This window comes from Limosilactobacillus ingluviei str. Autruche 4, assembly GCF_000312405.1.
In the GTDB taxonomy this organism is placed as follows: Bacteria; Bacillota; Bacilli; order Lactobacillales; family Lactobacillaceae; genus Limosilactobacillus; species Limosilactobacillus ingluviei.
On the sequence record NZ_HE997173.1, the window covers coordinates 298,456 to 324,259 of the forward strand.

Annotated in this window: 24 protein-coding genes and 1 CRISPR repeat array; of the genes, 18 read left to right on the plus strand and 6 right to left on the minus strand. The window is 46.5% G+C overall.

Annotated elements, in window-relative coordinates:
• Positions 1 to 26 precede the first annotated feature (26 nt).
• A complete protein-coding gene (locus BN54_RS01465) occupies positions 27 to 1,235 on the plus strand; it encodes an ammonium transporter (protein ID WP_019205351.1) in 1,209 nt (402 codons plus the stop codon).
• A 104-nt stretch (positions 1,236 to 1,339) separates the two neighbouring features.
• Positions 1,340 to 1,762, plus strand: coding sequence for a CopY/TcrY family copper transport repressor (locus tag BN54_RS01470; RefSeq protein WP_019205352.1), 423 nt, complete (start codon positions 1,340 to 1,342; stop codon positions 1,760 to 1,762).
• Positions 1,763 to 1,821: 59 nt separating this feature from the next.
• Here BN54_RS01470 and BN54_RS01475 read toward each other — a convergent pair whose 3' ends face one another.
• Positions 1,822 to 2,400, minus strand: coding sequence for a GNAT family N-acetyltransferase (locus BN54_RS01475; protein ID WP_019205353.1), 579 nt, complete (start codon positions 2,398 to 2,400; stop codon positions 1,822 to 1,824).
• A 24-nt stretch (positions 2,401 to 2,424) separates the two neighbouring features.
• Positions 2,425 to 2,814: a VOC family protein gene (locus BN54_RS01480; protein WP_040469681.1), complete on the minus strand. Its 390-nt coding sequence runs from the start codon at positions 2,812 to 2,814 to the stop codon at positions 2,425 to 2,427.
• A 178-nt stretch (positions 2,815 to 2,992) separates the two neighbouring features.
• Here BN54_RS01480 and BN54_RS01485 point away from each other — a divergent pair, with 178 nt between their 5' ends.
• The 3 genes from BN54_RS01485 (at position 2,993) to yjeM (ending at position 5,362) form a co-directional block, all read left to right on the plus strand.
• A complete protein-coding gene (locus BN54_RS01485) occupies positions 2,993 to 3,367 on the plus strand; it encodes a fluoride efflux transporter FluC (protein ID WP_019205355.1) in 375 nt (124 codons plus the stop codon).
• Complete coding sequence (locus BN54_RS01490; protein ID WP_019205356.1) at positions 3,364 to 3,699, plus strand: fluoride efflux transporter FluC; 336 nt, start codon at positions 3,364 to 3,366, stop codon at positions 3,697 to 3,699. The genes BN54_RS01485 and BN54_RS01490 overlap by 4 nt, the downstream gene beginning before the upstream one ends.
• 130 nt (positions 3,700 to 3,829) lie before the next feature.
• Positions 3,830 to 5,362 (plus strand): glutamate/gamma-aminobutyrate family transporter YjeM, encoded by a 1,533-nt coding sequence (gene yjeM, locus BN54_RS01495; protein WP_019205357.1) that lies wholly within the window; start codon positions 3,830 to 3,832, stop codon positions 5,360 to 5,362.
• 253 nt (positions 5,363 to 5,615) lie between these two features.
• On the opposite strand, the gene BN54_RS01500 is transcribed toward yjeM, so the two are convergent.
• Positions 5,616 to 5,945 (minus strand): hypothetical protein, encoded by a 330-nt coding sequence (locus BN54_RS01500; protein ID WP_019205358.1) that lies wholly within the window; start codon positions 5,943 to 5,945, stop codon positions 5,616 to 5,618.
• Positions 5,946 to 5,971: 26 nt separating this feature from the next.
• On the minus strand, positions 5,972 to 7,678 hold the full coding sequence (locus BN54_RS01505) for an Rqc2 family fibronectin-binding protein (RefSeq protein WP_019205359.1): 1,707 nt from the start codon (positions 7,676 to 7,678) through the stop codon (positions 5,972 to 5,974).
• A gap of 202 nt (positions 7,679 to 7,880) precedes the next feature.
• On the opposite strand from BN54_RS01505, the gene BN54_RS01510 reads away from it, so the two are divergent.
• From BN54_RS01510 to BN54_RS01520, 3 genes are all read left to right on the plus strand, one after another.
• Positions 7,881 to 8,756, plus strand: coding sequence for a DegV family protein (locus tag BN54_RS01510; protein WP_019205360.1), 876 nt, complete (start codon positions 7,881 to 7,883; stop codon positions 8,754 to 8,756).
• 66 nt (positions 8,757 to 8,822) lie between these two features.
• Positions 8,823 to 9,344 (plus strand): hypothetical protein, encoded by a 522-nt coding sequence (locus tag BN54_RS01515; RefSeq protein ID WP_019205361.1) that lies wholly within the window; start codon positions 8,823 to 8,825, stop codon positions 9,342 to 9,344.
• A 182-nt stretch (positions 9,345 to 9,526) separates the two neighbouring features.
• Positions 9,527 to 10,312: a putative hydro-lyase gene (locus BN54_RS01520; RefSeq protein WP_155818221.1), complete on the plus strand. Its 786-nt coding sequence runs from the start codon at positions 9,527 to 9,529 to the stop codon at positions 10,310 to 10,312.
• Between the two features lie 40 nt (positions 10,313 to 10,352).
• On the opposite strand, the gene BN54_RS01525 is transcribed toward BN54_RS01520, so the two are convergent.
• Complete coding sequence (locus BN54_RS01525) at positions 10,353 to 10,877, minus strand: GNAT family N-acetyltransferase (protein ID WP_019205363.1); 525 nt, start codon at positions 10,875 to 10,877, stop codon at positions 10,353 to 10,355.
• A 195-nt stretch (positions 10,878 to 11,072) separates the two neighbouring features.
• Here BN54_RS01525 and BN54_RS01530 point away from each other — a divergent pair, with 195 nt between their 5' ends.
• The 9 genes from BN54_RS01530 (at position 11,073) to BN54_RS01570 (ending at position 21,421) form a co-directional block, all read left to right on the plus strand.
• Positions 11,073 to 11,732 (plus strand): HD domain-containing protein, encoded by a 660-nt coding sequence (locus BN54_RS01530; protein ID WP_019205364.1) that lies wholly within the window; start codon positions 11,073 to 11,075, stop codon positions 11,730 to 11,732.
• A 79-nt stretch (positions 11,733 to 11,811) separates the two neighbouring features.
• The gene (locus BN54_RS01535) at positions 11,812 to 12,198 is read left to right on the plus strand and encodes a HesB/YadR/YfhF family protein (RefSeq protein WP_019205365.1); all 387 of its coding nucleotides are present in this window, start codon (positions 11,812 to 11,814) and stop codon (positions 12,196 to 12,198) included.
• A gap of 704 nt (positions 12,199 to 12,902) precedes the next feature.
• Positions 12,903 to 13,994 (plus strand): pyruvate dehydrogenase (acetyl-transferring) E1 component subunit alpha, encoded by a 1,092-nt coding sequence (gene pdhA / locus BN54_RS01540; protein ID WP_019205366.1) that lies wholly within the window; start codon positions 12,903 to 12,905, stop codon positions 13,992 to 13,994.
• Positions 13,995 to 13,996: 2 nt separating this feature from the next.
• A complete protein-coding gene (locus tag BN54_RS01545; protein WP_019205367.1) occupies positions 13,997 to 14,974 on the plus strand; it encodes an alpha-ketoacid dehydrogenase subunit beta in 978 nt (325 codons plus the stop codon).
• A 15-nt stretch (positions 14,975 to 14,989) separates the two neighbouring features.
• Positions 14,990 to 16,312 carry a dihydrolipoamide acetyltransferase family protein gene (locus BN54_RS01550; protein ID WP_019205368.1) on the plus strand — a complete coding sequence of 441 codons (1,323 nt, stop codon included), beginning with the start codon at positions 14,990 to 14,992 and terminating at the stop codon, positions 16,310 to 16,312.
• A gap of 5 nt (positions 16,313 to 16,317) precedes the next feature.
• Positions 16,318 to 17,721, plus strand: coding sequence for a dihydrolipoyl dehydrogenase (gene lpdA, locus BN54_RS01555; RefSeq protein WP_019205369.1), 1,404 nt, complete (start codon positions 16,318 to 16,320; stop codon positions 17,719 to 17,721).
• A 32-nt stretch (positions 17,722 to 17,753) separates the two neighbouring features.
• Positions 17,754 to 18,773 carry a lipoate--protein ligase gene (gene lplA / locus BN54_RS01560; protein WP_019205370.1) on the plus strand — a complete coding sequence of 340 codons (1,020 nt, stop codon included), beginning with the start codon at positions 17,754 to 17,756 and terminating at the stop codon, positions 18,771 to 18,773.
• Positions 18,774 to 18,852: 79 nt separating this feature from the next.
• The gene (locus tag BN54_RS01565) at positions 18,853 to 19,968 is read left to right on the plus strand and encodes an SGNH/GDSL hydrolase family protein (RefSeq protein ID WP_019205371.1); all 1,116 of its coding nucleotides are present in this window, start codon (positions 18,853 to 18,855) and stop codon (positions 19,966 to 19,968) included.
• A 97-nt stretch (positions 19,969 to 20,065) separates the two neighbouring features.
• Positions 20,066 to 21,421 (plus strand): hemolysin family protein, encoded by a 1,356-nt coding sequence (locus tag BN54_RS01570; protein WP_235720467.1) that lies wholly within the window; start codon positions 20,066 to 20,068, stop codon positions 21,419 to 21,421.
• Positions 21,422 to 21,632: 211 nt separating this feature from the next.
• Positions 21,633 to 23,461: direct repeats of the CRISPR family, unit length 34 nt; unit sequence GTCGCACTCTGTAATGGAGTGCGTGGATTGAAAT.
• Between the two features lie 154 nt (positions 23,462 to 23,615).
• Here the strand turns inward: BN54_RS01570 and BN54_RS01575 are convergent.
• Positions 23,616 to 24,452, minus strand: a complete 837-nt coding sequence (locus BN54_RS01575; protein WP_019205373.1) for a site-specific integrase — start codon at positions 24,450 to 24,452, stop codon at positions 23,616 to 23,618.
• A gap of 140 nt (positions 24,453 to 24,592) precedes the next feature.
• On the opposite strand from BN54_RS01575, the gene BN54_RS01580 reads away from it, so the two are divergent.
• Positions 24,593 to 25,798, plus strand: a complete 1,206-nt coding sequence (locus tag BN54_RS01580; RefSeq protein ID WP_019205374.1) for a CCA tRNA nucleotidyltransferase — start codon at positions 24,593 to 24,595, stop codon at positions 25,796 to 25,798.
• Positions 25,799 to 25,804 lie beyond the last annotated feature (6 nt).

Sequence of the window (25,804 nt, forward strand, 5' to 3'; positions counted from 1 at the left end):
ATTGCAACAGAAAGGAATGATTGATCATGAATACAGCAAACGTCTTATTTATTATGCTGTCGAGCATCCTGGTCTTTTTCATGACCCCGGGGTTGGCATTTTTCTACGGGGGCTTAGTTCCCCGCCGTAATATGGTCAACACGTTCGTTTCGGTCTTTTTCATCTGCGGGCTGGCAGTGATTTTATGGGTCTTGGTTGGTTACTCCTTGTCTTTTTCTGGCAACGTTTGGGGGATCATTGGCAACTTAAATGAGGCCTTACTTAAGCATGTTAACTTGCATCAACTTATGGCCGGCATTCATATTCCGGTGGGTTTATACTCGCTTTATCAAATGATGTTTGCCATTATTACGCCGGCTCTGTTCATTGGAGCAATCGTGGGGCGGGTCCGCCTGTCTTTTTTAGCTGCGTTTATTGTTGCTTGGTCCGGATTGGTGTACTATCCATTGGTACACATGGTTTGGGGCGGCGGGATTTTACAACACCTCGGCACCCTGGATTTTGCTGGTGGCACCGTTGTTCACATTAACGCTGGGGTAACCGCGCTGGTGCTTTCAATTGTAATTGGGCCGCGGTTGAAACAAACCGATCATCATGACAATCAAGCCTTAGTCTTGTTAGGAACGGCAATGTTATGGTTAGGGTGGTATGGTTTTAACGCTGGTTCCGCGTTGGCCATTAACGATGTGGCGATCCAAGCGATGCTGACCACGACCGTAGCTACGGCTGCGGCCATGGTGGCTTGGCAGGGATTGGAAATCTTTTTCAAACCCAACTTGACTTTAGTCGGGAGTTGTACGGGGGCCTTGTGCGGATTGGTCGCCATTACTCCTGCGACGGGGTATGTAACCATTGTCGGGGCTCTAATTATTGGGGCAGGGGCGTCGGTAATTAGCTATTGGTTCGTTGAGTTCGTTAAGCCCAAACTTAAAATTGATGATACGCTGGATGCCTTCGGGTGCCACGGGGTCAGTGGGATTTGGGGCAGTTTGGCCACCGGCCTGTTTGCCACCAGTCAAATTAACCCGGCCGTTGTGCACAATGGTTTGTTTTACGGGGGCGGCTGGACGCAACTCGGCTTACAGACGCTGGCGACAGTTGTTACCATCCTTTATGCTTTTGTGATGGGGTGGTTGATTGTCAAGGTTCTGCAAAAAGTCATGCCCGTGCGACTTTCGGCCCGGGACGAAGCCCAAGGTTGGGTGGGGATTAAAGACTTAGTTGAAGAAGTTTAATTCTAAGGGAAACCAGCAGTTGGCAACGACTGCTGGTTTGTGTTTGGCGGTGGTTGACAAGGCATCGATGACACTTGTAAACTAAAGCCAGAGGTGAATACAACATGAACGGTTTAGAAATCACGCCTGCTGAATGGCAGGTAATGCGCATTGTGTGGTCTAAGCAGGCGGTAACCAGCACGGAAGTGATTCGATTATTAGCCCCGAGTACGGGCTGGAAGGAGGCAACGATCAAGACCTTGTTACGGCGTTTGGTTGCCAAGGGAGCTTTGGCGACGGAGCGCGATGGCCGGGCATTTATTTACCGGCCGTTAGTTGCCGAACAGGCAACGATTGATCAGGCTTTGACCGGCTTGCTAGCCGAAATCTGCCAACGGCACGTGGGGGCGGCACTCTTACATGCGATCGAAACAGTTCCACTGTCACAAACTGATATTGCTAACTTACAAGCAAGTCTTGAACGTAAAATAACGACCGCACCGGCAAAGCTTCCGTGCAACTGTTTACCAATGGCTTGCCACTGCTAATAAAAACAGGTCAACTAAACCTGAGAAAGGGTTTGGTTGACCTGTTTTGTTTTATTGGCCTATTCAGCATCATCACCGGTAATTTCACTTGCGTCAACATTATCGAGGTTTAATTCGTAGGCGTTGCGCAAGTCATCGTCCGTGGGACCAGTGTAGACTTTCCCGCGTTGAATAAAGCCAAAGGTTTGCACTAATTGGTGAACGCGGGCGTTCTTTTCGTGCGTCGAAATTCGAATGTCGCGCACGCCCTTAGCATAAGCAATGCTGATCAGCGTTGACATAATGTAATTGGCAAAGCGCTTACCCCGGTATTTGCTGGAGATGGCAATGCGGTTGATGGTCCCAAAGGGGTGCCCAGCATGGTTCCACTTACCATCGACGATGTAGGCGTAGTGGGTATCACCGAAGGGCATCAACGTCCCGGTGCCCACGATTTCATCTCCGTAAATCAAAACGTAGCAATTATTACTTTCAATATCTTGTTGCATACTTAATTTAGACGGGTAGCCTTGTTGCCACTGAGATGAACCATCGGCTTTTAACAGCTTTTTGGCGTCTTCAATGACCGCATAGACTTCATCTAGATCTTCTAAGGTTGCTTTCCGCATAAAAATTGGTGCTGGAACATCAGTTGGCATTTGTAAACACTCCTTTAGGGCTTATTATTTATTTTGGTAAAAAACCAGTTCAATCAAATTTTGATCCGGGTCGCGTAAATAAATAGAAGTCATTGCGCCTTCTGCCCCAAGTTTAGGCAGTGGCCCGGTAATTACATCAACGTAGTAGCTCTTTAGGTGATGTAAAACATCGTCGATATGATCTCCACAAACCAAGGCTAAATCAGCCGCCCCGACGGTTGGTTGGGCGGCACCAAGGGCTTTGCGCTCACCTTGTTGTAACCGTAACAGTTGATGACCACACCGCAAGGTAATGCAATCTGAGCTGGTTTGCTGCTCAATTACTGGCATATCAAAGACCTCGTGGTAAAACCGGCGGGCTTGTTCTAAATTGCTGACCGTTAAGACCACGTGGTCGATTCTTCGCATCTTCAAATTGTTGCCCCCATTCTAACGGCAAGGTGCCGTTTAGATACTGCGGTTTTAATTATGCACCTAAGTTAGTGATTTGCCAATTAAAATTAGAACACTGGACAAAATATTTATCATCAGGTCTTGCATCGACAAGGCATTGCGGCTTAAAATCGAGCCTGATTGATGAGGAGGAATTTAGATGAAGGGACAAAACGATTTAGCAGTCTTGCTGGGGGGCGCCCTGGGTGGCAGCTGTCGCGCTGGCTTAGGAATGATTTTCAGTGGCCCGTTGGCAACCACGCTCGTCAATGTAAGTGGTAGCTTTTTGTTGGCTTGGTTGACCTTTGGACTCTTTGCCAGTCAGCGTTTACGGAATAGTGTAACCTTAGGGTTAGGGACAGGAATGCTGGGAGCGTTTACGACCTATGCCACCTTTGCGGCCACTGGTTGGCAACTACTCAACAGTAGGCCGTGGTTGGGGGTGGCGTTTTTAGGGTTAAATCTCGGGGGTGGTTTGGCGGGCGCTGGCTTAGGCTGCTGGTTGGCCCGGTTCTTTCGGGAGGAGCGACCATGATTGCAATTAGTGTCGCAGCAGCGGTTGGCGCTTGGCTGCGGTGGCGGGTAACACGGTTGGTGCGCGCCTACCAGCGGGGACAGTGGCCATTAGCAACGTTTATCATTAATATAAGCGGTAGTTTTTGTCTCGGGTTAAGTTTGGCTTCGCCCTGGGCGTGGTTAACAACTGGCCTGCTAGGGGGCTTTACAACTTTTTCAACCTTTGCCACGGAAATTGTGGCCTTGTTTGATAATGGTCATTTTTGGCAAGCGGTAAGTGTGATGATACTAAGCGTCAGTTTTGGCTTGGTGGCGGTCGCTCTTGGTTGGTGGGCAACCCCGTTTAAATGATAAATTTTTATAAATAATGAAAGGGAGATGAATTATTTTTAATCTGGCAAGCGTTTCCAAATCAGGAGTAAACCGGTATAATAAACACACGTGAATTCAATCACAGGGAAATTTAGGAGTGTGTTTATAAATGGATAGTGATAAACCGCTGGGGCGCAAAATTGGGCTCCTTAGTTTGATCATGATGATCTTTTCAACGGTTTTTGGGTTTGCCAATTCCACGGTTGCTTATGAACAGATGGGGTATGCGGCCATCATTTGGTATGTGTTTGCCGCCTTATTTTTCTTCTTGCCGGTAGCTTTGATGATTGCCGAATACGGGTCGGCGCTAAAATCTGCGCAAGGGGGGATTTATTCCTGGCTGGAAGTGGCCATAGGAGAAAAGCAAGCCTTTATTGGGACGTTTATTTGGTTGTGTTCTTGGATTATTTGGATGGTTTCGACAGCTTCCAAGATCTGGATTCCTTTTTCTGCGTTGCTGTTTGGTTCTGATCAGACTCAGACTTGGACTTGGTGGGGCTTGAATTCAACGGAAGTGGTTGGCTTGCTGGGAATTGCCTGGGTCCTGTTGGTGACATATCTCTCAAGTCGGGGGATTGAAGGAATCGCCAAAGTGGGGACCTTCGGCGGTTTCTTGGTATCAGCTCTGACGGTTATTTTTTTGCTTGTCTCGTTGGTGATCTTTGTTGCTAATCATGGTGTCTTACAAGAACCAATTCATGGCGCCAGCACCTGGCTGATTTCGCCGAACCAGAGTTTTAAGACACCGGTGGCGATTCTTTCCTTTGTGGTCTATGCGGTCTTTGCCTATAGCGGTTTGGAAGCCATGGGTGGGGTCATGGATTCATTAGAAAAGCCCCAAAAAACTTTTCCGCGGGGCTTGATTATTGCCATGTTGTTGATCACGGTTTTGTACTCACTATCAATTTTAATGTGGGGGATTTCAACGAACTGGCACCGGGTTTTGAGTGACGAAACGGTAAACCTGGGTAACATCACCTACATTATGATGAATAATGCCGGCTTGGTTTTAGGGCATAGTTTAGGCTTGTCCCACCAAGCCAGTGTGTTGCTTGGCAGTTTCTTAACGCGCTTTGCTGGTCTGGGGATGTTTGCGGCTTATGTTGGTTCCTTTTTCATTATGCTGTATTCGCCGATCAAATCCTTCATTTTAGGTTCCGATCAACGCTTGTGGCCCGCTAAGCTGGTTAAGGTTAATGCCCACGGTATGCCTGCCAATGCCATGTGGTGGCAAGCGGCAATTGTCAGTTTCTTGATTTTTGCCGTTGCTTTTGGCGGTTCGGCCGCGCAGAAGTTTTACTTGATTCTAACCGACATGTCGAATGTAGCCTCGACGGCACCATACCTCTTTATTATTGGGGCTTTTCCGGCCTTTAAACGGCGAACGGATTTAGAACGGCCGTACGTCTTCTTTAAAAAACCGTGGCAAACGCAGTTGGTAACTTGGCTGGTGCAAGGCGTCGTCTTGTTTGGGATTGTTTTTACCTGTCTGCAACCAATTTTAGATCATGACTATACCACGGCCTTTTGGACCATCATTGGCCCGCTGTTTTTCGGGGCGTTGGGATGGTTGCTGTATCATCACCAAACCCGAAAGCCGGCACCAAAACAAACTAAATTGGGCGCCAAAGTGGTTGAATAATTACGCCAACTTTGTTTTTGGCCGTGCTGGGTAAAGATTACGGTTATGTTGCTTTAAACGACAATTAGCGTGATGTTAAAGAAGGCTTTAATTAACGGTTGCCAACCTGGTAGCCGTTTTTATTATGGCTTAAACGCTCCAGGTGATTATTTTTAATCTCCCAGCAACGGCGGTAAGACAAACCACCCCCAGCCAAACTAGAAAATAAGCTGGCTGAGGGCGGTGAAAATTAGGTTAAATTCAGTAAGACCAGTTAGTCTTGGGGCGGAGTAGTGAGGTGGTATTGATCTTTAAGCTGATTGATGCGGGTAGCTGTCAGTAGACACATCATCATGGCGATTCCCCAGATGGTAATCATCGTCGCAACCGGCAAAATATTTTGGGTCCAGTAGCTAACGGCTAACCCCGGCAGAGCTAAAATGGCTGCGGCCCGGCGAATATACAGATGTTTCATGTAACGTTCGATTAATTGAAGCCCGAGCGTGTACACTTTTGGGTGGGTGGTTTCAATTTGGTGCAATTCTTGTTCAAAGGTTGGTAATTGTTTCGCAATTTGAAACTTAGCAAGGATTGAATTAACCATAGGGCACTCCTTTAGATATAGATAGTTTACCGATTTTTAGGGTTAATGTGCTGTGGGGCGACCGGCTTGGCCATTAAGGTTGTTTGACCGCGAAAAGTTACAAAACCAGGTTTGGCCCCAGCGGGTTTATGCAACGCTTTGATCGGTAGGTAATCAACGGGAACGTGGGTTGCTTCACGGCCCTTGGAGAAGTAAGCAGCCAGTTGCGCAGCCTCCTGAATCGTTTGATTGCTTGGGTGTGTGTCGCGAATTACCACGTGCGAACCGGGCAAATCTTTGACGTGGAACCAAAGTTCATTTTTATTAGCCAGTTTAAAGCTGAGTCGATCGTTTTGCCGGTTGTTTTTACCGACCATGATTAATGTACCATCGGAAGCATAATACTCACTTGGTTGGGCAGCGGGAATTTTGCGTTGCTTTTTCCCTTTTTTGGTGTGCTTTTTCAAGTACCCCTGCTCAATTAACTCAGCTTTGATTTCCTGAACGTCCTTAGGGGCAGCCAAGGCAATCTGACTTAAAATCCCATTTAGGTAATCAATTTCCGCTTGGGTAATTGCTAGTTGTTCCTGATCATAGGCGACGGACGCTTTTAATTTGTTGTAGCGGGTGAAGTAACGCTGGGCATTTTTGGATGGGGAAAGCTCCGGGGCTAACTCAATTTCTAAGGGCCGATTTTCGTCATAGTAATTTGGCAACGAAATTTTAGTCGCCCCAGCTTTAACTTGTCCTAAGTAGGTCGTTAACAGCTCACCGCGGATCCGAAAATCGTCAGCTTGCTGGGCATCAGCAATTTCCCGATGTAATTTTTTGATTTTGCGCTGATCCTTTTTCAATTCGGTTTTGATGACGTGAAGAACTTGACCAGCCAGTTCCTTAGTACGATCGTGTTCAGCTTTTTGGGCGTAAAAATGATCCAATAAAGCGGAGAGCGACGAAAAGTGCTCGGTGCTCAGGATCGTTGGTTGTTGCGGGCTTAAAGCCACAAAGTCTTGTTTGCCAGTGGTGGTTTCAACCATTGTCGGAGTGGGGTTGTCAAATGCGATCAGGAAGTCACTGTATGCTTGTGGCAGGTTTTCCGCTGCCAGCAGGCGACTGGCAAATTCGGTGGCTAAAAATGGTGAAAGCCCCTGATAAGCTTGCTGCAATTCTTTGGCCAACCGGGTAGGCTCCCCAGTTGTACGAACCAAAGCCGGGTATTTTTGGTTTGGCAAGTAGGGGTTAGTACGAGTTTGCTTGGGGGGCATGCGCCAAGTTGCGCCCGGCAAAAGGGTCCGGAGCCGATTCTGATCGTTGGCAACATGTTTGAGGGCATCGATCACCTTCCCGGTTGTCTCGTTAACTAAGGTGGCGTTACTGTGGCGAGCCATAATTTCTACATATAAAGTTAGGAGTTGTTGGTCACCTAGTTCATCACGGGAAGTAAATTGGAATTTTACCACTCGGTCATTTTCGACTTGCTCAATAGCGACCAAGATGGCTCCCTCCAAATATTTTCGCATGGTCATAGTAAAGTTGCTGGGAACGGCGGGATTTTGAAAAGGAATCTCAGTTAACTGAAAGCGGGGGTAGGCAGGATTGGCCGAAATTAATAGGCGTTGATTGTGCCGGTGGGCCCGGATCACCAAAATCATTTCGTTGGGGTAGGGCTGATTGACGCGCATTACGCGGCCCGTTGTAATTACCTGGTTTAATTCATTTACCATTGCGTGGGTAAAAAAACCATCAAATGCCATTGAAAATGACCTCCTCGAAAAAAGTCGTTAAATTTAATTATACGCGGTTCTTTTGAAAATAACCAAGCTAGCACTTAAAGAAGGTGGAGATAATTGTCTTCTAAGTGGTTTTATGCTATTTTATAAGTTATGTAGGTTTAAAGCCGGCAAGTGATCGGTTCGGTAAAATCAAGCTCAGAATGTAGATTTGGAGGATTTGATTATGAAAATCGCTGTTGTTACTGACAGCACGGCCTATTTAACCAGTGAAGAGGCTCGGGCCAACGATATTCGTGTGGTTCCCATTCCATTAATCATTGATGGTCAAAGTTATCGGGAAGGCATTGATTTAACAACGGAAGACTTTTATGCGCGCTTAAAGACAGCCGGGTCATTCCCAAGTACTTCGCAACCCCCCGTCGGTGAGTTGATGAAGCTTTACCAACAATTAGCGGATGAAGGCTATGAAGCGGTGATCAGCATTCACCTGACGGCGGCCATTTCGGGCTTGATGAATACGGTACGGCAGTTAGCTGAAGAAATGAAGGATACGATTCAAATTATTCCGTTTGATTCACACCTGACCGTCAAGATGATGGGTTACGAAGCTTTGGAAGCGGCGAAGTTGATTCAAGCTGGTGATGACTTGGAGACTGTCTTGACGAAGTTGACGGCGTACCGTGATACTTTTAATAATGTTTTTGTGGTTGATGATTTGCAAAACTTAGTGCGGGGCGGGCGGCTTTCAAATGCGTCCGCGTTCGTTGGTTCGATCCTAAAGATTAAGCCGCTCTTAACGATGCACACCGCAAACTATGCTATTGAAGCTTTTGAGAAGGTGCGGTCCATGAAAAAGGCCAAATTACGCTGTGAACAGATTTTTGCGGATGATTTAAGTCACCTGGATTACCCGGTTCGCGCAATGGTGCTGCACGCAAATGACGAAGTAGCTGGGCAAAAGTGGTTAACTCATTTACGCGAGTTGCACCCAGACATTGAGTTTGAATTATCCTACTTTGGGCCAGTTATTGGGACCCACTTGGGACAGGGCGCCTTGGCCTTGGCATGGATGCAAGATACAGTTAAGCAACCACTTTAAAGTTGTCAAACGGGGCGCGGGGCGCTTCGTTTTTATTTTTAAGTAGTGAACGAAATGGGGCAAACAATGGATTGGCGTCGTTACTATCGAGAAGATGAACAAAGAGAAATTCAAGCCAAGCAGCAACGCAAAATCAGGTTCCCCGCTCAGCTTTATCACTTAGCCAAGCAAACGGGGCGGCCCTTACCGAATTTCCAACGAATCGAAGCCGCAAAGCAGGCCAATTTACCGTTGCTGACGGTTGATATTCAGGCATTGACGGCGTTGGTAAATGGTCAAACGAAACCGGTGATGAGCCGGTCTCTGCCACCGTCGCACCGCCACCGATCAACGACGGTAAGAAAGGCGCATGTGAAGTCGGCGCGCCAACGCTTGCAAGAGCTGTTACGTCGCTATGATGGTCTAGTACAGAGCGGCGAAGCGGTAGGGACGATGCAGTTTGAAAAGCATCGCCGTTATCGGGCCAAGGCGGCTGCCGTTTTGAATGATCCGCAAGCAAAAACCCATACTTTAATTAAGCAAGCCAATTATTTAGAAGGCCAGATTGAACGCTTACAGGAACGAATTGAGCAACGTTCAAATTGGTAATAATTTTTCGTTTGCCTTCCAGTCGGCAAAATAAAACTAACCGTGGTTGTCAGTAATGTGAAGAAATAAAAGCTAACGGTTGGATAAAGCCGCTTGCTAGATTTAAAGTGAATTGACAATTGAGCAGCGCTCCTTTAAATTAAAAATATCTCATGCAATTTTAATTTTAGGAGGCGATCGGAATGATTACATCCTCAACCACTCCGGTGGAATTTCGTCATTTGGTCCGGCAAGGCCGCTTTACAGGTCCCACAAGTGGGGTTTGTCCCGGCTATACTCAGGCAAACTTAGTGATTGTTCCTCAAGCATATGCGTATGATTTTTTGCTGCTCGCCCAAAGAAATCCGCGCCCATGCCCAATTTTAGAGGTTAGTGACGTGGGTAGTCGCCAATTGCAGGAATTTGCCCAGGATGTTGATTTGGCAACTGACTTTCCGCGGTATCGGGTTTATCAAAATGGTAAATTGGTTGCTGAACCAACGGCGGTTGATGATTACTGGCAGAATGATTTTGTAGCCTTTTTGATTGGCTGCAGTTTCTCTTTTGAAGCGGAGTTAGTTGCAGCAGGGATTGAAATGCGGCATACCAGCTTGGGAGTCAACGTTCCGATGTACAATACCAATTTACCATTGCGTTCCGCCGGGCGCTTGCAGGGGCAGATGGTCGTGAGCATGCGACCAGTGCTAGCTCACCAAGTTGCCACGGCGGTGCAAGTAACCGCTGCGATGCCACGAGTTCATGGCGCGCCAATTCACGTAGGGGATCCAATGGCCCTAGGAATTAACGATCTGGCCCACCCAGATTATGGTGATCCGGTGCCCTTGCGTCCCGGCGAATTGCCCGTATTTTGGCCGTGTGGTGTAACCCCGCAAAACGCGGTAATGGCGAGTCGGTTGCCATTGGTAATTACGCATGCGCCGGGGCATATGTTGGTGACAGATGTTTTGAATCAAAAGCTGAAGAATTAAAAAAGGTTCGTTTGCGTTAGTGGCAAGCGAACCTTTTGCTTTATTGTTGGGTCAACATCTCGTAAACGTAACTGGTTTCTTCCGGCCGGTAAACCCCGTGGAGGGTCCCTACCCGTTTGAAACCGTACTTTTCAATCAAATGTTGCATGGCCTGGTTATCTTCATGGGTATCAATCCGTAACGATAGAATATCTTCGCGATGGACTTTGATGTGGTCAATCAAATCCTTGAATAAGCCAGAAGCGTACCCATTACCAGCGTGAGCAGAGTGAATTGCGACCCGGTGAATGGTTAAATAACGGTCTGTATCCAAAAGCCACTCACCATCCAATTCGTCATAGGAGTGATCCGGTGCCGGCAAAATTGAAAAGACGCCCACGGTCTCGTGATCATCCGCGTGGACTAAGTAGGCAAACCCGTTTTCAATGTCGGCCTTTACTTGGCTGATGTTTGGATATTCACCTTGCCATTGGTCAACCCCTCGTTCTGCGAGTTGATTTTTGCCGTCTTCCAAGACTTCCACAATTCGTGCCAGATCTTCCATTGATGCTTTGGTTAAGTGCATATTAACACCCTCGCTTTCCAAATGATTTTTAGAACGTATATAACAACTTAACATAATGTAAACCGAGAGTTCAAGTCACAAGTTTCACGATGGAATGGTATACTAAAGGTGAATTAGAGTGAAATTTGGTGCGGTCTGCTAGTCTTAAACAGCTAGGACCGTGTACTTTTTAGTTAAGAAATGAGGGACCAACCGATGTTAAGTCAGCAACAACAACTGCAAGCCGTGCAGGCCTTTGCGCAAGAAAAGCTTGGCCACGATACAACCGGGCATGGCATGGATCATTTAAAGCGGGTGGCCCGCTTAGCCAAAAAAATTGCCCAAGCGGAGGGGGTTGATGCTTTCTTACCAGTCGTGGCCGCTTATCTTCATGACACGATTGACGAAAAACTTTTTGCGGATGTTCAGGCGGCTGAGGCGGCCGTGGAAAAATTCCTGGGTCAGCAAGAATTCTCGGCGGACCAACAAACCGAAATCATGCAAATTATCACGCAAATGTCATTTGCCAATACGTTGGATGGTTCGCGGCCCCAACTATCATTGGCCGGCCAAATTGTTCAGGATGCGGATTGGCTGGATGCATTAGGGGCCATTGGGATTGCCCGGGCAGTTTATTATGGGGGCAAGCATCGTGAAAAACTATATGATCCTCAACTATCTCCCCGGGAACACCTAGATCGGGCCGAGTATCGGAACTTAGCTAATGAGACTATTATCAACCATTTTTCTGAGAAGCTCTTTAAATTGGCAGGGTTATTGAATACCAAAACCGCGCAGGCGATCGCTGTTGAACGGGAAACTTTTATGCACCAATTTGTAAGGCGCTTTTTAGCCGAGTGGGAAGGGGAGGCCTAAACAAAATCCTTTTTCATTTGCTAAATGTGTGCTATTCTAAACTTACAAATTGAAAGCGATTGCGAGGAGAGATTTTATCATGGCAGGAAATGCACCATTATCAAAGTTGAATTTGAGTCCCCGGATCATTCAGTGGTTTAAGGAAGAAATGCATCTTCAACCGGGTCAAGGCATCAAATTTTTTGGGAAAGTCTATGGCGAAACGAATGCCCATACTGGCTTTTCGGCGGGGATGGCCCGGTGTGACCATCCCAACAAACCGGTGATTGACACGGAAGTCGATGGCTTACACTTCTATGTTCAAGCGGCTGACTACTGGTTCTTTGAAGGGCTCGATGCACAAATTGATTACGATGAAGGGATTGATGGGCCATCGTATTACTTTACACCAAATGATGGTAGCAAATTAGATACGGTGGCATCAGCGTCGGTTAAGAGCCAACACACTGATTGCAATTACAATTAAAGTCTAAGAGACCTTACTAAGACGGTGGCAGTGCCCCGTCTTTTTTCTTTCAGTAAATTATTTACTAAAGTTGTCACTGCGAATGGTCAACTGAAGGGGCTGGAACTAGGGTTTGTCATCGTGTTAGACGGGTAGGAAGTGTTCTGGAAGTTAGTCAACTTTGGGCGTAGCGATTGAGAGATGGGGGATAGTGGTTGCTTTAAACACCCGTTCGTGATGAACGAATTGGACCAACGGATGTATATTTCGTGGATAGAGCTTGGCGCGGCTCGTTAGTTTGGCGGGGTAGTAACTGGCAGTTTGCCTTGCAGTTGGCTTGGAGTTATCTGATAAGAAGATAAAATTTGCGGGTTTTTAGCTGGTTTAGAGCCGTCAAGGGGGTGTTTTTCCAAGCTAAGCTTACGTGAAAACTTGATCGCGGTGAGATCACAGACCAGGCTATAAATCGATTTCCCTTGCCAATATCAACTTTCAAATTTGTGAAAGCGATAACATTAGTTAAAAAACCAAAAAAATTTAGTGAACATATTTATCGGTCAAAAAGAGGCGAACATGATTAAACCGGTGATAGATAATTGACAAAAGCGGCAATGTTTGTGAAGAATCTCAAATTGGGGAAAGTATTTTTTTACACAATATTGACTTAATTTCAAAAAGATTTATATTATATGTAAGCGCTAACGAAATAAAGGAGGGCATTGATAATGACACAATTAGACTTTGAAAGTCTCAAGCACACACCAGAATACGAGACTTTGCAAGTACTGAACAACGATGGGGAAGTTGTGAACCCTGACTTGATGCCAGACTTATCTGACGACCAATATGTTGACCTTTACAAGCAAATGCTTTGGTCACGGGTTTTGGGTGACCGTTCAACGAAGCTCAACCGTCAAGGTCGGTTAGGCTTCTTCGCTCCAACCGCTGGGGAAGAAGCCAGCCAAATGGGGACGAGTGCCGCAATGGACAAGGGTGACTTCTTGTTAACGGCATACCGGGACATCCCGCAATTAATCAAGCATGGCTTACCAATGGAAAAGGCCTTCATGTGGTCAATCGGTCACGTTAACGGGAACGTTTACCCAGATGGTTTAAACGCGGTGCCACCTCAAATCATCATTGGGGCCCAATACGTTCAAACCGCTGGGGCAGCGCTTGGTTTGAAGAAGAGCGGCTCAAAGAACGTTGCCTGGACCTACACTGGTGATGGTGGGACTTCTCAAGGTGACTTCTACGAAGGGATTAACTTTGCTGGTTCCTTCAAAGCACCAGCGTTGTTCGTTGTTCAAAACAACGGTTACGCAATCTCTGTTCCACGTCATGTTCAATCTGCAGCTCCTGTCTTGGCTCAAAAGGCTGTTGCTGCTGGGATTCCAAGTGTCCTGGTTGACGGGATGGATATCCTGGCTGTTTACGAAGTTACCAAGCAAGCACGTGAATGGATTGCGGCTGGTAACGGGCCTGTCTTAATTGAAACGATTTGTTACCGGTTCGGGGCTCACACGTTGTCTGGGGACGATCCAAAGCGTTACCGTGAAAAGTCTGAAGAAGAAGAATGGTTTGCAAAGGATCCACTGATTCGGATGAAGAAGTTCTTGGAAAACAAGGGCCTTTGGGACGATGAAAAAGAAGCTGCCTACAAAGATGAAGTAGAAGCTGAAATCGAAAAGGCAATGGCAGTTGTTGAAAGTCAACCGGTACAAAAGGTTTCTGAATTCCTTGAAGCAACCTTTGACGAAACGCCAGCGGCAATTGAACGTCAGGTTAAGGAATACCAAGCTAAGGAGGGCAACTAATCATGGCTAAATTAACAATGGTTAAGGCGATCACGGACGCCATGGACGAAGAATTAGCCCGTGATGACAAAGTTTTAGTTTTCGGTGAAGACGTTGGTAAGAACGGTGGGGTTTTCCGGGCTACCGATGGTTTGCAAGAAAAGCACGGTGAAGACCGCGTCTTTGATACGCCATTGGCAGAATCTGGGATTATCGGTCTGGCAAATGGGTTAGCCTTTACTGGTTGGCGTCCAGTACCAGAAATCCAATTCATGGGCTTTATTTTTGAAGCCTTTGACCAAATCGCCGGCCAAATGTCTCGTGAAAGCTTCCGGACGGCTGGTAAGTTGAAGATGCCAGTTACCATCCGGACTCCATTTGGTGGTGGGGTTCACACGCCGGAACTGCACTCCGATAACTTGGAAGGGTTAGCTGCACAAACGCCAGGTCTGAAAGTGGTTATTCCATCAGGTCCTTACGATGCCAAAGGTTTGCTGATTTCTGCCATTCGTTCTGATGACCCAGTTATGTTCCTGGAACACATGAAGCTTTACCGTTCCATGCGTGAAGAAGTTCCTGATGGTGCTTACACGGTTCCGTTGGACAAGGCAGAAGTTAAGCGTGAAGGTACGGATGTTTCCATTATCAGTTATGGTTACATGCTGCAAGAAAGTCTGAAGGTTGCTAACAAGTTGGCAGCTGAAGGTATCAATGCCGAAGTTCTGGACTTGCGGACAGTTGCGCCATTGGATGAAGAAGCAATTCTGGCAACGGTTAAGAAGACTGGAAAGGTTGTCTTGGTTCAAGAAGCTCAACGTTCTGGTGGCGTAATGAACCAAGTTGCTTCCTTGATTTCTCAAGATGCAATCCTTTCCCTCGATGCTCCAATTAAGTTTGTTGGCGCTCCTGACACGCCATACCCATTCAGTGATGCCGAAGATCAGTGGCTGCCAAATGCGGAAGACATCGAAAAGGCTGTCAAGGACACCGTCAATTTCTAACGAGGTGAAAGAGTAATGAGTAGCAAGTTCCAATTTAAGTTACCAGACGTTGGTGAAGGGATGGCCGAAGGGACCATCGGTGAATGGCACGTTGCTGAAGGTGACACCATTAACAAGGACGACGATCTGGTTCAAATCGAAAACGATAAATCAGTTGAAGAATTATCTTCCCCAGTTACCGGGAAGGTTACCAAGATTCTGGTTCAACCAGATGAAACGGCTACGGTTGGGCAAGTCTTGGTTGAATTAGAAGTTGCTGATGGGGAAGGAAATGTTGAAGAAGGCGCTGAAGAAGCTGCTGCGCCAGCCCCAGCTCCAGCTCCTGAACCAGCTGCCACGCCAGCTCCAGCTCCGGCCGCTGCGCCAGCTCCAGCTCCAGCTGCTCCGGTCGCAAAGGCTGATCACAGTTTACCAGTATTGGCCATGCCAGGGGTACGGAAGTACGCACGCGAACAAGGGGTTGATATTGCGCAAGTTGCCGGGACTGGTAACCACGGCCAAGTTCTCAAGGCTGATATTGATGCCTTTAAGAACGGTGGTGGCGCTGTTGCCGCTGCGCCAGCGCCAGCTGCTACGCCAACGCCTGCTGCGAATACGATGGCAACAGCAACGGCTGCGCCAGCTGCTGCCCCAGACTGGCCAGAACATGCTGAAAAGATGTCAGCTGTGCGGAAGGCTACGGCTAAGGCAATGATTAAGTCTGTCAGCGAAATTCCAATGATTCATGTCTTCGACGAAGTGGTGGTTGACAAGATGTGGGATCACCGCAAGAAGTACAAGGAATTGGCCGCTAGTCACGATGTTCACCTGACATTTATGGCCTACATGACAAAGGCTCTGGCCGTTATCATGAAGGAATACCCAGAATTTAACGCTAAGGTAGACATGGCTAACATGGAAATCCACTACCGTGACTACATCAACGTTGGGATTGCCACGGATACGGACAACGGTTTGTTTGTACCAAACATCAAGAACGCTGATCAAAAGAGCCTGTTTACAATTGCAAAGGAAATTTCCGCAAACACGGCTAAGGCTAAGGATGGTAAGCTGAGTGGTGCTGACATGGCTAACACAGGGATGTCAATTACGAATATTGGTTCCATCGGTGGCGGTCACTTTACACCAATCATTAACTGGCCAGAAGTTGCTATCTTAGGGATGGGGAAGATTTCTGAAGAACCAGTTGTTGAAGATGGCTTGGTAAAGGTTGCCAAGGTCTTGAAGCTTTCGTTGGCAGCTGACCACCGGATCCTTGATGGTGGGACGGTTCAACGGGCAATGAACCGGCTGAAGGAATTGTTGGCTGACCCTGAATTGTTGTTAATGGAAGGATGATTTAAATGGTTGTAGGAGACTTTCCGATTGAATTAGATACGATTGTCATTGGTTCTGGCCCTGGTGGTTACGTTGCTGCCGTTCACGCCGCTGAACTGGGGCAAAAGGTAGCCGTCGTGGAAAAGGAAGACACTTTAGGTGGGATCTGCTTGAACGTTGGTTGTATCCCATCCAAGGCAATCATTCAAGTATCCCACAACTACCGGACTAGTTTAGACAACGAAGACCAAGGGATCAGTGCGGACGTTAACTTAGACTTTGCCAAGGTTCAAGGCTACAAGCAAAGCGTAGTTCAACGGATGACGAATGGGGTTGCTTACCTTTTCAAGAAGAACAAGATTGAAGTACTGCGGGGGACGGCCTACATTAAGGATGCCCACAACATTCGGGTAATGAATGATGACCATGCCCAAACGTATACTTTCAAGAACTTGATTATTGCGACGGGGAGTCACCCAATTGAAATCCCTGGCTTCAAGTTTGGTGGCCGGATTATCGATTCAACGGGCGCGTTGGCATTGGACAAGTTGCCAAAGAAGTTAGTTCTGATTGGTGGGGGTTACATTGGTTGTGAATTAGCCTCTGCTTATGCCAACTTTGGGACTGAAGTTACCATTATTGAAGGTACTGACCGGATCTTGCGTAATTACGACAAGGAACTGACGGCACCGGTACTGAAGAACTTTAAGAGCAAGGGCATTAAGGTTGTTACGAATGCTATGGCTAAAGAAGCGAAGGATAATGGTGACAGCGTTGATGTAACGTATGAAGTTAACGGTAAAGCGGAAACGATTAATGCAGATTACGTTTTAGTTTCCGTTGGTCGGAAGCCAAATACGCAAAATATTGGTTTGGAACAAGTTGGCATTGAGACCGATAAGCGGGGCTTGATTCCGGTTGATGCTTCAGGTAAGACTTCAGTTGATCATATTTACGCAATTGGTGACATTGTAGCCGGCCCAGCTTTGGCTCACAAAGCTAGTTACGAAGGTAAGATTGCAGCGGAAGCAATTTCCGGGCAACCGTCCGTGGTTGATTACCATGCAATTCCAGCTGTATGCTACGTGGATCCAGAAGTTGCGTCGACTGGCTTAAGTCCTGAAGAAGCCAAGGAACAAGGCTTAGACGTTAAGACGGCGAAGTTCCCATTCACTGCTAATGGTCGGGCAGTTTCCATGAAGGCAACCGAAGGCTTTGCTCGTTTGGTCTTCATGAAGGACACTGGTGTCTTAGTGGGGGCTCAAATTGTTGGGGCTGACGCTTCGAACATGATTGCTGAATTGACGTTGGCAATTGAATCAGGCAATACGGTTGAAGACTTAGCTTTGACCATCCATGCGCACCCATCATTGTCCGAAATTATGATGGACGCCGCTGATGTTGGTTTAGGAATGCCAACTAACATCTAAGACTATTATTTTGAAAAAAGAGAGTGAGAAAGATGCAATATTTAGCAATGCCGTCGAATGATATCCGTCGTAATTTGGCTACGGAACAGCACTTGATGAACAGTGATCACATGCAAGTCCCATTTATGCTCTTCTATATTGAAGACTCATGTATCATTGTTGGTCGAAATCAGAACACGTTGGAAGAAATTAATCAAAAATACTGTGAAGAACATGGTGTTACGATTACCCGGCGGCTTTCTGGTGGGGGTGCAATGTACCAAGACATGGGGAACTTATGCTTTAGCTTCGTAGTTCCATCTGAACAAGTTAAGTTTGGGGAATTTAAGGAGCTGGTTAAGCCGGTTGTGGAGGCCCTCCACGACATGGGAGCGACAGGAGCAGAAGTTACCGGACGAAATGATATTGTGATTGATGGGAAGAAATTCTCAGGTAACGCAATGTACTCACGCGATGGCAAGACTTTCTCACACGGGACGTTGATGTATAACGTGAATACGGATGTTGTAGCTGAAGCTTTGCGGGTACCGAAGGACAAGATTGAATCTAAAGGAATCAAATCAGTTCGTTCCCGGGTTACTAACATCATGCCTTACTTGAAGCCAGAATTCCAAAACCTGACGACACAACAATTCCGTGATGAATTAATTAAGCGGATTATGAAGGTCGATTCAATTGAAGAGGCTCGTCAAAACGAGTACCATCTAACGCCGGAAGATGACAAGGCGATTGAAGCAATTGAAAATAAATGGTACAAGAACGATGATTGGGTTTACGGTAAGTCACCTGAATTTACGGTTCAAAAGCGGAAGCACTTTACTGCTGGGACGATTGATGCTCGTTTCTTAGTGGAACAAGGTAAGATCAGTCAACTCAAAGTTTATGGTGATTTCTTCGGAACTGGCGATGTTCACGAATTAGAAACGATGTTGAAGGATGTCGATTATCGGCCGGCAGCGATGAAAGTAGCTTTGGCAGACGTTGACTTAAACAAATATTTTGTGGGCATTCCACGTGAGGATGTTTTAGATCTCTTAACAGAACAACATTAATGTCATCAACGAAAAAAGAGGGGGTTGGAGATTCCAACCTCCTTTTGTACATATAGAATTTGTTTGGGAGGAATGCAAGATGCCGTGGGAAATCAGTTATTATCAAACGCCACACAACAGCCAAGCACAACCGTTTACCTATGCCGCTTTGACGCAAATTGTTAAGCTAACACCATTTTTAAGTGGGGAAGCAATTCAAATTTTACTAACTAACAGTTACGGTAACTATCCGCTAACGTTTAGTGAGCTCTGGGTAAGCCGGGATTCAGCGTTTAAGGATGCGGTTCGAATTACCAAAGATCAACAAACCGCATTTATCATTCCGGCTGGTCAAGCGCTTGGAATGGACCCCATTGCGTTTAAGGTTGAGGCTGGACAACCGTTATACTTTTGTTTACGCGCAACGACGCCGCAAACTTATGTCGATGTTGCCAGTACGTACGATCCAAGCCTGGTAAATGCGGCGCTAAGTGGTCGGAGTACAGCGTTGCCGCAATTAACTGCGCGTTGGCAGCAGCGGAAGAGTTGGTTTAATTTAGCTGGTTTTCGAGTTTGGCGGGCTAAACAAGCCCCCTTGGTTGAATTAGCGGGGGATTCACTGATTGAAACTGGGATGGTGCCGGCGGCCGTGGGACGGCACTTATTAACTGAGTTTTTAGATCAAGTAGCGCTGATTAATACAGCGATTTCGGGTTCGCAACTTTTGCGCGATGCTACAACAACGACACCATTGTTGGCAACGTTTGGTGACAGTTTGTTGCATCGGGTCGCCCATTCGCCTTGGCGTCCCAAGGTAATGGTTGCTTCAACAGGTGGCAACGATTTATTGATTCCACCGCTTGCAGGCCAACCATTACCGACGATAAAGGAGCTTCAAACCGGTTTTATGGAATTAGACCGCTTAGTGGCGCAAAACGGTGGTGCTCTTTTGGTGCCAACGTTAGGTCCTAAACGCACTTCGCAGGCTGCTTATGGGGCAGGCCAAGCAAGGGCTAATTTATTACGAACAGAGTTAAACCAGTGGCTTTTGACGCAACCGTATGCGGTTGATGTAACGTCAAGTTTGGCAGATGAAGCTGGTTACTTGGCAGCTGATTGTGATTTTGGTGATAATTTGCACCTTAGTCCGTACGGGGGGCAACAATTAGCCCAAGCGCTGTTTGCCCGTTTGGATCAAATCTTGCAGAATGAATGATGAAAAAATGCTAAAATGATGGCTTTGATCTCGCCTTCTGATAGGGGGTTTGGTACAATAGGGGTGAAAAATTTTAAGAGAAAAGGATGTTGAATACGTGTTAGATTCTTATTGGATACGTTTGTTGATTATTGTTTTGATTTTAGCATTGGCGGCCCTGTTTACTTTGCTTGAATATGCAGTGGTAAAGGTTCGACCAAGTGAGTTACAAGAGTTGCCACAAACAAAGACGGTCCAAAAAGCGGAGCACATGGTGGCCAACCTCTCCGAATATCTTTCAACTGCTCAAGTTGGGGTGACAATGACGTCATTAATCTTAGGGTGGTTAGGGGATACCTATATTACTGACCTTTTGATGATGGTTGATGTAATTCCAGCGGACGTCCGGCGAGTTATTGCTCCAATTGTTGGGGTGTTGATCTTTACGTTCTTCCATGCGGTCTTCACGGACTTGGTTCCAAAGAACATGGCGATTGACCGGCCGGTCCAAATTCTGATGGCGATTGTGCACCCGATTCAGTTCTTCCACTGGATTTTTTACCCGTTCGTATGGCTATTTGCGGTAGTTGCAGGAGCCTTGACCAAGGCCCTGGGTTTCAATGTCCAACCAGAAGAAGATACTTATTCGCAAAATGAGATCATGACCTTGTCAAAGCAATCAGAAAAAGCCGGCGTAATGGATGAAGAAGATGTGCTATTCATGCGGCGGGCTTTTGAAATGAATGATAAGGTAGCAGCAGATATTATGATTGACCGGACGCAATTAGAAGTAATTGATCGAACGGCTAAGATTAAGGATGCTGTTCAATTGTACTTTAACAAACGGTTTACCCGCTATCCAGTGGTGGCCAATAATGACAAGGATCACGTGGTGGGATACATTTTTGCCTACGACATTATGCGTCAAAACCAGATTGATTCTGAATCTTCTATTCGCGATATTATTCGAAAAATTCCAGCCGTATACGAAGGTGAAGCCTTAACAGATGTTTTGAAGAAGATGGAGCGTAAAGGAGCGCCGATTTGCTTAGTTCAAGATGAGTATGGTGGAACTTCGGGGATTGTGACGGATAAGGACATTTATGAAGAAATGTTCGGTGATGTACGCGAAGAAATTGACCATATTAATGGCGACATGATCGAAAAAGATGGTACTGATGAGCGAGGAAATATGATTTACCGGGTCTCTGGGAAAACCAATTTGGCGGACTTCGAGCGTTACTTTGATGTTGATATTCCGCAATTTGAAGATTTGGATGTGGCAACTTTAAACGGTTTCTTCCTAGAAGAAGAATATAGTTTGAAGTTAAATCATCCCTTACGGGTTGGAAACTTCTCATTTATCCCGGTTGAAATGGAAAACTCGAATGTCAAGGAGTTCCGGGTTACGCAAATTAAACCAAAGAAAAAGGTTAAGGACGAAGAAGCTGTTGATCAAACTGAGAAAAAATAATAGTGTGATCGAAGTGAGGGAAGGTAGGCATAGTACCACCTTCCTTTTTTAGTAAAGACATTGGTGCGAACCTAAAGTAAACATACTTTTCCCGGTAGGTTCGCACCAACAAAAGCTATAAATCGTCTTACAATAAGTCATTGAACTTGAATCGCGCAAAAATTTTTAGCCGCAACTAGTAATATAGCAGAATAAACCACTATATGTTGCGGTCGCACTCTGTAATGGAGTGCGTGGATTGAAATTTCCCGTTTCGGTGACCGGAGCGGGATTTTCCCGGTCGCACTCTGTAATGGAGTGCGTGGATTGAAATGGTTATGATGCTTGGGGCGCAACAGTTGCAATTAAGGTCGCACTCTGTAATGGAGTGCGTGGATTGAAATTTATCTTTTGGCGAGTATTCGGCCACCACCGACCGCCGTCGCACTCTGTAATGGAGTGCGTGGATTGAAATGTTAAATGCTGCCATTAAACTCATAATTCAATTCGTCGCACTCTGTAATGGAGTGCGTGGATTGAAATAACATAAATTTGGCCCGCCGGTTTATCAACAGGGTCGCACTCTGTAATGGAGTGCGTGGATTGAAATTCGCGGGGCGTCAAAAACCTGGCGGAAGCATACCGTCGCACTCTGTAATGGAGTGCGTGGATTGAAATATCATCAGTTCGCCCCATCTCGTTAAGATCGGCAGTCGCACTCTGTAATGGAGTGCGTGGATTGAAATGATTAGCCAAATTGGTGGTACCAATACCGGCTGGGAGTCGCACTCTGTAATGGAGTGCGTGGATTGAAATCTCAAGTCCCTCAAAGGGGACACAGGATATCTGGCGGTCGCACTCTGTAATGGAGTGCGTGGATTGAAATGTAGTAACCGATCATTGACTGCGTTACTGGCACTGTCGCACTTTGTAATGGAGTGCGTGGATTGAAATTTGGTCGTGTAGAAAGAAGCACCCAGCACGCCAGGGTCGCACTCTGTAATGGAGTGCGTGGATTGAAATATATGACTAAGGACCCCAACAAGCAAGGGACGGCGTCGCACTCTGTAATGGAGTGCGTGGATTGAAATGCTTTTGCTGTTGATTAAACGCACCGAAAAAGCGGGTCGCACTCTGTAATGGAGTGCGTGGATTGAAATAGTTGTTGTATGGGTCAACGGGCTACAAGCAAGTGCTGTCGCACTCTGTAATGGAGTGCGTGGATTGAAATATTTTGTCCATGCTCGACTCCTTCCCGATCCTTAGTCGCACTCTGTAATGGAGTGCGTGGATTGAAATGGTGATCTGATTGCTGGCAAGCTCTGGGTCACCGTCGTCGCACTCTGTAATGGAGTGCGTGGATTGAAATTTCGCCGGGCGAGGTTGCTTCGGCGGCTGGAGCCTCGTCGCACTCTGTAATGGAGTGCGTGGATTGAAATAATGAAAGGCATGATATTATATAGTTGTAGCAAGGTCGCACTCTGTAATGGAGTGCGTGGATTGAAATCTCGATCGCCATCGGTGAGGCGGAATCGGCGGTGTCGCACTCTGTAATGGAGTGCGTGGATTGAAATAAGTTTGGTTACAAGCATAAGCCGCGGATGATTTGGTCGCACTCTGTAATGGAGTGCGTGGATTGAAATTGGTAATCATTACCGTGGCATTTGCCTGCGGGGCCGTCGCACTCTGTAATGGAGTGCGTGGATTGAAATTCAATGAGACATTCGGAGCGTTTGGTCAGGATCAACCAGTCGCACTCTGTAATGGAGTGCGTGGATTGAAATGAGTAAGCCGGCACCTAAGCGGGGCCGGGGAGCGCAAGTCGCACTCTGTAATGGAGTGCGTGGATTGAAATCAAAGTTGAAGCTCCGAAGCCGTTAACCGAGACCAGTCGCACTCTGTAATGGAGTGCGTGGATTGAAATCTTTTCGGCGTATGCTTGGGGCGCAATGCAGTGCGTCGCACTCTGTAATGGAGTGCGTGGATTGAAATTTGTGTACATCAATTCTCGCGGCTCGTAACCGCGTGTCGCACTCTGTAACGGGGCGCATGGATTGGAATGGTAAGCTTGCCGACGTTTTGGTGAAATATTGCCAGCCGGATGTTATAAAACTTTTAGCTTGGAATAGTATGATAACGTTCAGAAAAGTAATACTAAAAGCCGCTAGAAATCAACGCTTCAAGCGTGATTCTAGCGGCTTTGTTTTTCAACTCCTTAGTCACTAAGAAGCCCTTGCGCTTTTAGGGTAAGTCGTTGGCGTTGGTAGTAATTTAACGCGGCCGGATCTAACCGCAAATAATCTGCTAAGGCTTGTGGTGATAGTTCCGGGTGTTGCGCCAAGGTATAGAAGACAAAGCTTTGGTAAAGAAAACGGGGAGCTAAACGCATGCCAAGGTATTCTTCGGCCGGTTTTAAAAATTTATGCAACCCCGCGTTGCTAAGGTGGGGTTGAGCTTGATTAACCCGCAGTTTTAGAAAGGGATCAGGGCAGGCTTGGAGTTGAGCTAGTGGAGTGTGAAAATTCCTAAACTGATCCAGAAAGCATTGTTCAGCGTTTGAACGCGGCTTTAAGTTGTTCATAACTTTTGCAAACCCGGGTTGCAAGAATTCACTGACTTGGTAGCCGTGGCTAGTTAACAAAAGCGTGAGACGAACATAGGGATGGAGCTGCTGATCAAGCAAGAGCTCATCCAATTTTCTTAGCCACTTTGTAGTAAGGGGCTGAGTCACTTTTGGTAAAGTACCATGCAAAGCGAGGGTAGGGTAAGTGGTGATAATTTGCCGAACCAGTAAGTAGCGAAAATAGCGGTTAAGATGGGAGAGCACTTTGTTATAGGTTGCTAAAGTCATTCCATACTTACTTTGGCGGTTCGAAAAATAAGCCCGGAGATCCGCTTCAGTAACTTTTGTCACGCTGGGTTCTTCTTGCCATTCATCTGCCAAGTATGCGAAAAAGTGAGTAATGCTGTCATGATAAGCTTGGATGGTAGTGGGAGCTAAGCCATCGTTAGCCAAAAAGGCTTCAAAAGCAACTTGGTAGGGATAGTCCATGTTGACACCTCCGCTTTAGTATATAACAAATATTTACTTTAACTTTACCACAAAACAAACCCCACAACCACCGTTTTACAGCAAGTTACCCAATTTGGTAGAATAGATGAGATAATTACTAGAGAGAAGGATGAGTACGCATGCGGATTGAACAATTACCGGCCTTATTTGAACCGGCTCGTCCGATTTTAGCGACCATTGAAGAAGCAGGGTTTGAAGCTTACTTTGTGGGTGGCTGTGTTCGGGACTTAATCTTACATGATCCAATCCATGATATCGATATTGCCACCAGTGCCTATCCAGCTGAAATCAAGCAGTTATTCCATCGTACTGTTGATACTGGGATTGAGCACGGCACTGTAATGATTTTGGATCATGGTACCGGGTATGAAACAACTACTTTTCGGACCGAATCGGGTTATCAAGATTATCGGCGCCCAGATTCAGTTACCTTTGTTCGCTCGCTTAGTGAGGACTTGCAACGGCGCGATTTCACGATTAATGCTTTAGCGATGAAAGAGGATGGTGAAATTGTTGATCTGTTTGATGGACTGGGCGATTTAAAACGGCGGGTGATCAAAGCTGTCGGTGACCCAAATGAACGCTTTTTAGAAGATGCATTAAGAATGATGCGCGCAGTTCGTTTTGCCAGTAAGCTGGATTTTGAAATTGATGCCGCCACATTAGCTGGGATTCAACGCCATGCGCCGTTATTGGCCAAAATCGCGGTTGAACGGGTCCAAGTAGAATTTGAAAAATTATTGTTGGGACAGAATCCAACACGTGGGCTAAGAAGTCTGATCACGACTGATCTATATCGTTATTGTCCAGGCTTGGCAGAGCAGCGGGATGCCCTTTGCCAAATGCAAGATTTTAACTGGCAATTAACGTCGGCACCGGCGGCATGGGTACTCTTAGCTTGGCAGCTAAAGATTTCAGCTTCGCAAGCAGCGATGTTTTTTAAATCGTGGAAGTTATCAAACCAATTAATCAAACAAGCACAAAAAGCATTACGCTTTTTACGCGTGCTGAGTAGCAATCAAATTGATAATCAAGCTCTGTTTATGGTCGGCAAAGATGCCTTAACAATTGCCATCGAAGTTGCTAAAACAGTGGGTCTCGCTGTTGATGAGGTTGCGTTGCAAGCACAGTATCAACAGTTGCCGATTCATGACTTGCATGAATTAGCGATTACTGGTGGCGATTTGATTAAAAATCAGATCATTACTCCGGGGCCGCAAATGGGAAAACTTTTAGTGCAGATTCAACAAGCAGTTATCGCAGGGCAGCTTGTAAATGAACCCACCAGTTTGCTGAATTTTGCTCGGCAGCATTGCGAACTTTGAAAGGAC

Coding starts and splice junctions, on each gene's coding strand:
- BN54_RS01465 (WP_019205351.1), top strand. CDS start 27: ATGAATACAGCAAACGTCTTATTTATTATGCTGTCGAGCATCCTGGTC.
- BN54_RS01470 (WP_019205352.1), top strand. CDS start 1,340: ATGAACGGTTTAGAAATCACGCCTGCTGAATGGCAGGTAATGCGCATT.
- BN54_RS01475 (WP_019205353.1), bottom strand. CDS start 2,400: ATGCCAACTGATGTTCCAGCACCAATTTTTATGCGGAAAGCAACCTTA.
- BN54_RS01485 (WP_019205355.1), top strand. CDS start 2,993: ATGAAGGGACAAAACGATTTAGCAGTCTTGCTGGGGGGCGCCCTGGGT.
- BN54_RS01490 (WP_019205356.1), top strand. CDS start 3,364: ATGATTGCAATTAGTGTCGCAGCAGCGGTTGGCGCTTGGCTGCGGTGG.
- yjeM (WP_019205357.1), top strand. CDS start 3,830: ATGGATAGTGATAAACCGCTGGGGCGCAAAATTGGGCTCCTTAGTTTG.
- BN54_RS01500 (WP_019205358.1), bottom strand. CDS start 5,945: ATGGTTAATTCAATCCTTGCTAAGTTTCAAATTGCGAAACAATTACCA.
- BN54_RS01505 (WP_019205359.1), bottom strand. CDS start 7,678: ATGGCATTTGATGGTTTTTTTACCCACGCAATGGTAAATGAATTAAAC.
- BN54_RS01510 (WP_019205360.1), top strand. CDS start 7,881: ATGAAAATCGCTGTTGTTACTGACAGCACGGCCTATTTAACCAGTGAA.
- BN54_RS01515 (WP_019205361.1), top strand. CDS start 8,823: ATGGATTGGCGTCGTTACTATCGAGAAGATGAACAAAGAGAAATTCAA.
- BN54_RS01520 (WP_155818221.1), top strand. CDS start 9,527: ATGATTACATCCTCAACCACTCCGGTGGAATTTCGTCATTTGGTCCGG.
- BN54_RS01525 (WP_019205363.1), bottom strand. CDS start 10,877: ATGCACTTAACCAAAGCATCAATGGAAGATCTGGCACGAATTGTGGAA.
- BN54_RS01530 (WP_019205364.1), top strand. CDS start 11,073: ATGTTAAGTCAGCAACAACAACTGCAAGCCGTGCAGGCCTTTGCGCAA.
- BN54_RS01535 (WP_019205365.1), top strand. CDS start 11,812: ATGGCAGGAAATGCACCATTATCAAAGTTGAATTTGAGTCCCCGGATC.
- pdhA (WP_019205366.1), top strand. CDS start 12,903: ATGACACAATTAGACTTTGAAAGTCTCAAGCACACACCAGAATACGAG.
- BN54_RS01545 (WP_019205367.1), top strand. CDS start 13,997: ATGGCTAAATTAACAATGGTTAAGGCGATCACGGACGCCATGGACGAA.
- BN54_RS01550 (WP_019205368.1), top strand. CDS start 14,990: ATGAGTAGCAAGTTCCAATTTAAGTTACCAGACGTTGGTGAAGGGATG.
- lpdA (WP_019205369.1), top strand. CDS start 16,318: ATGGTTGTAGGAGACTTTCCGATTGAATTAGATACGATTGTCATTGGT.
- lplA (WP_019205370.1), top strand. CDS start 17,754: ATGCAATATTTAGCAATGCCGTCGAATGATATCCGTCGTAATTTGGCT.
- BN54_RS01565 (WP_019205371.1), top strand. CDS start 18,853: ATGCCGTGGGAAATCAGTTATTATCAAACGCCACACAACAGCCAAGCA.
- BN54_RS01575 (WP_019205373.1), bottom strand. CDS start 24,452: ATGGACTATCCCTACCAAGTTGCTTTTGAAGCCTTTTTGGCTAACGAT.
- BN54_RS01580 (WP_019205374.1), top strand. CDS start 24,593: ATGCGGATTGAACAATTACCGGCCTTATTTGAACCGGCTCGTCCGATT.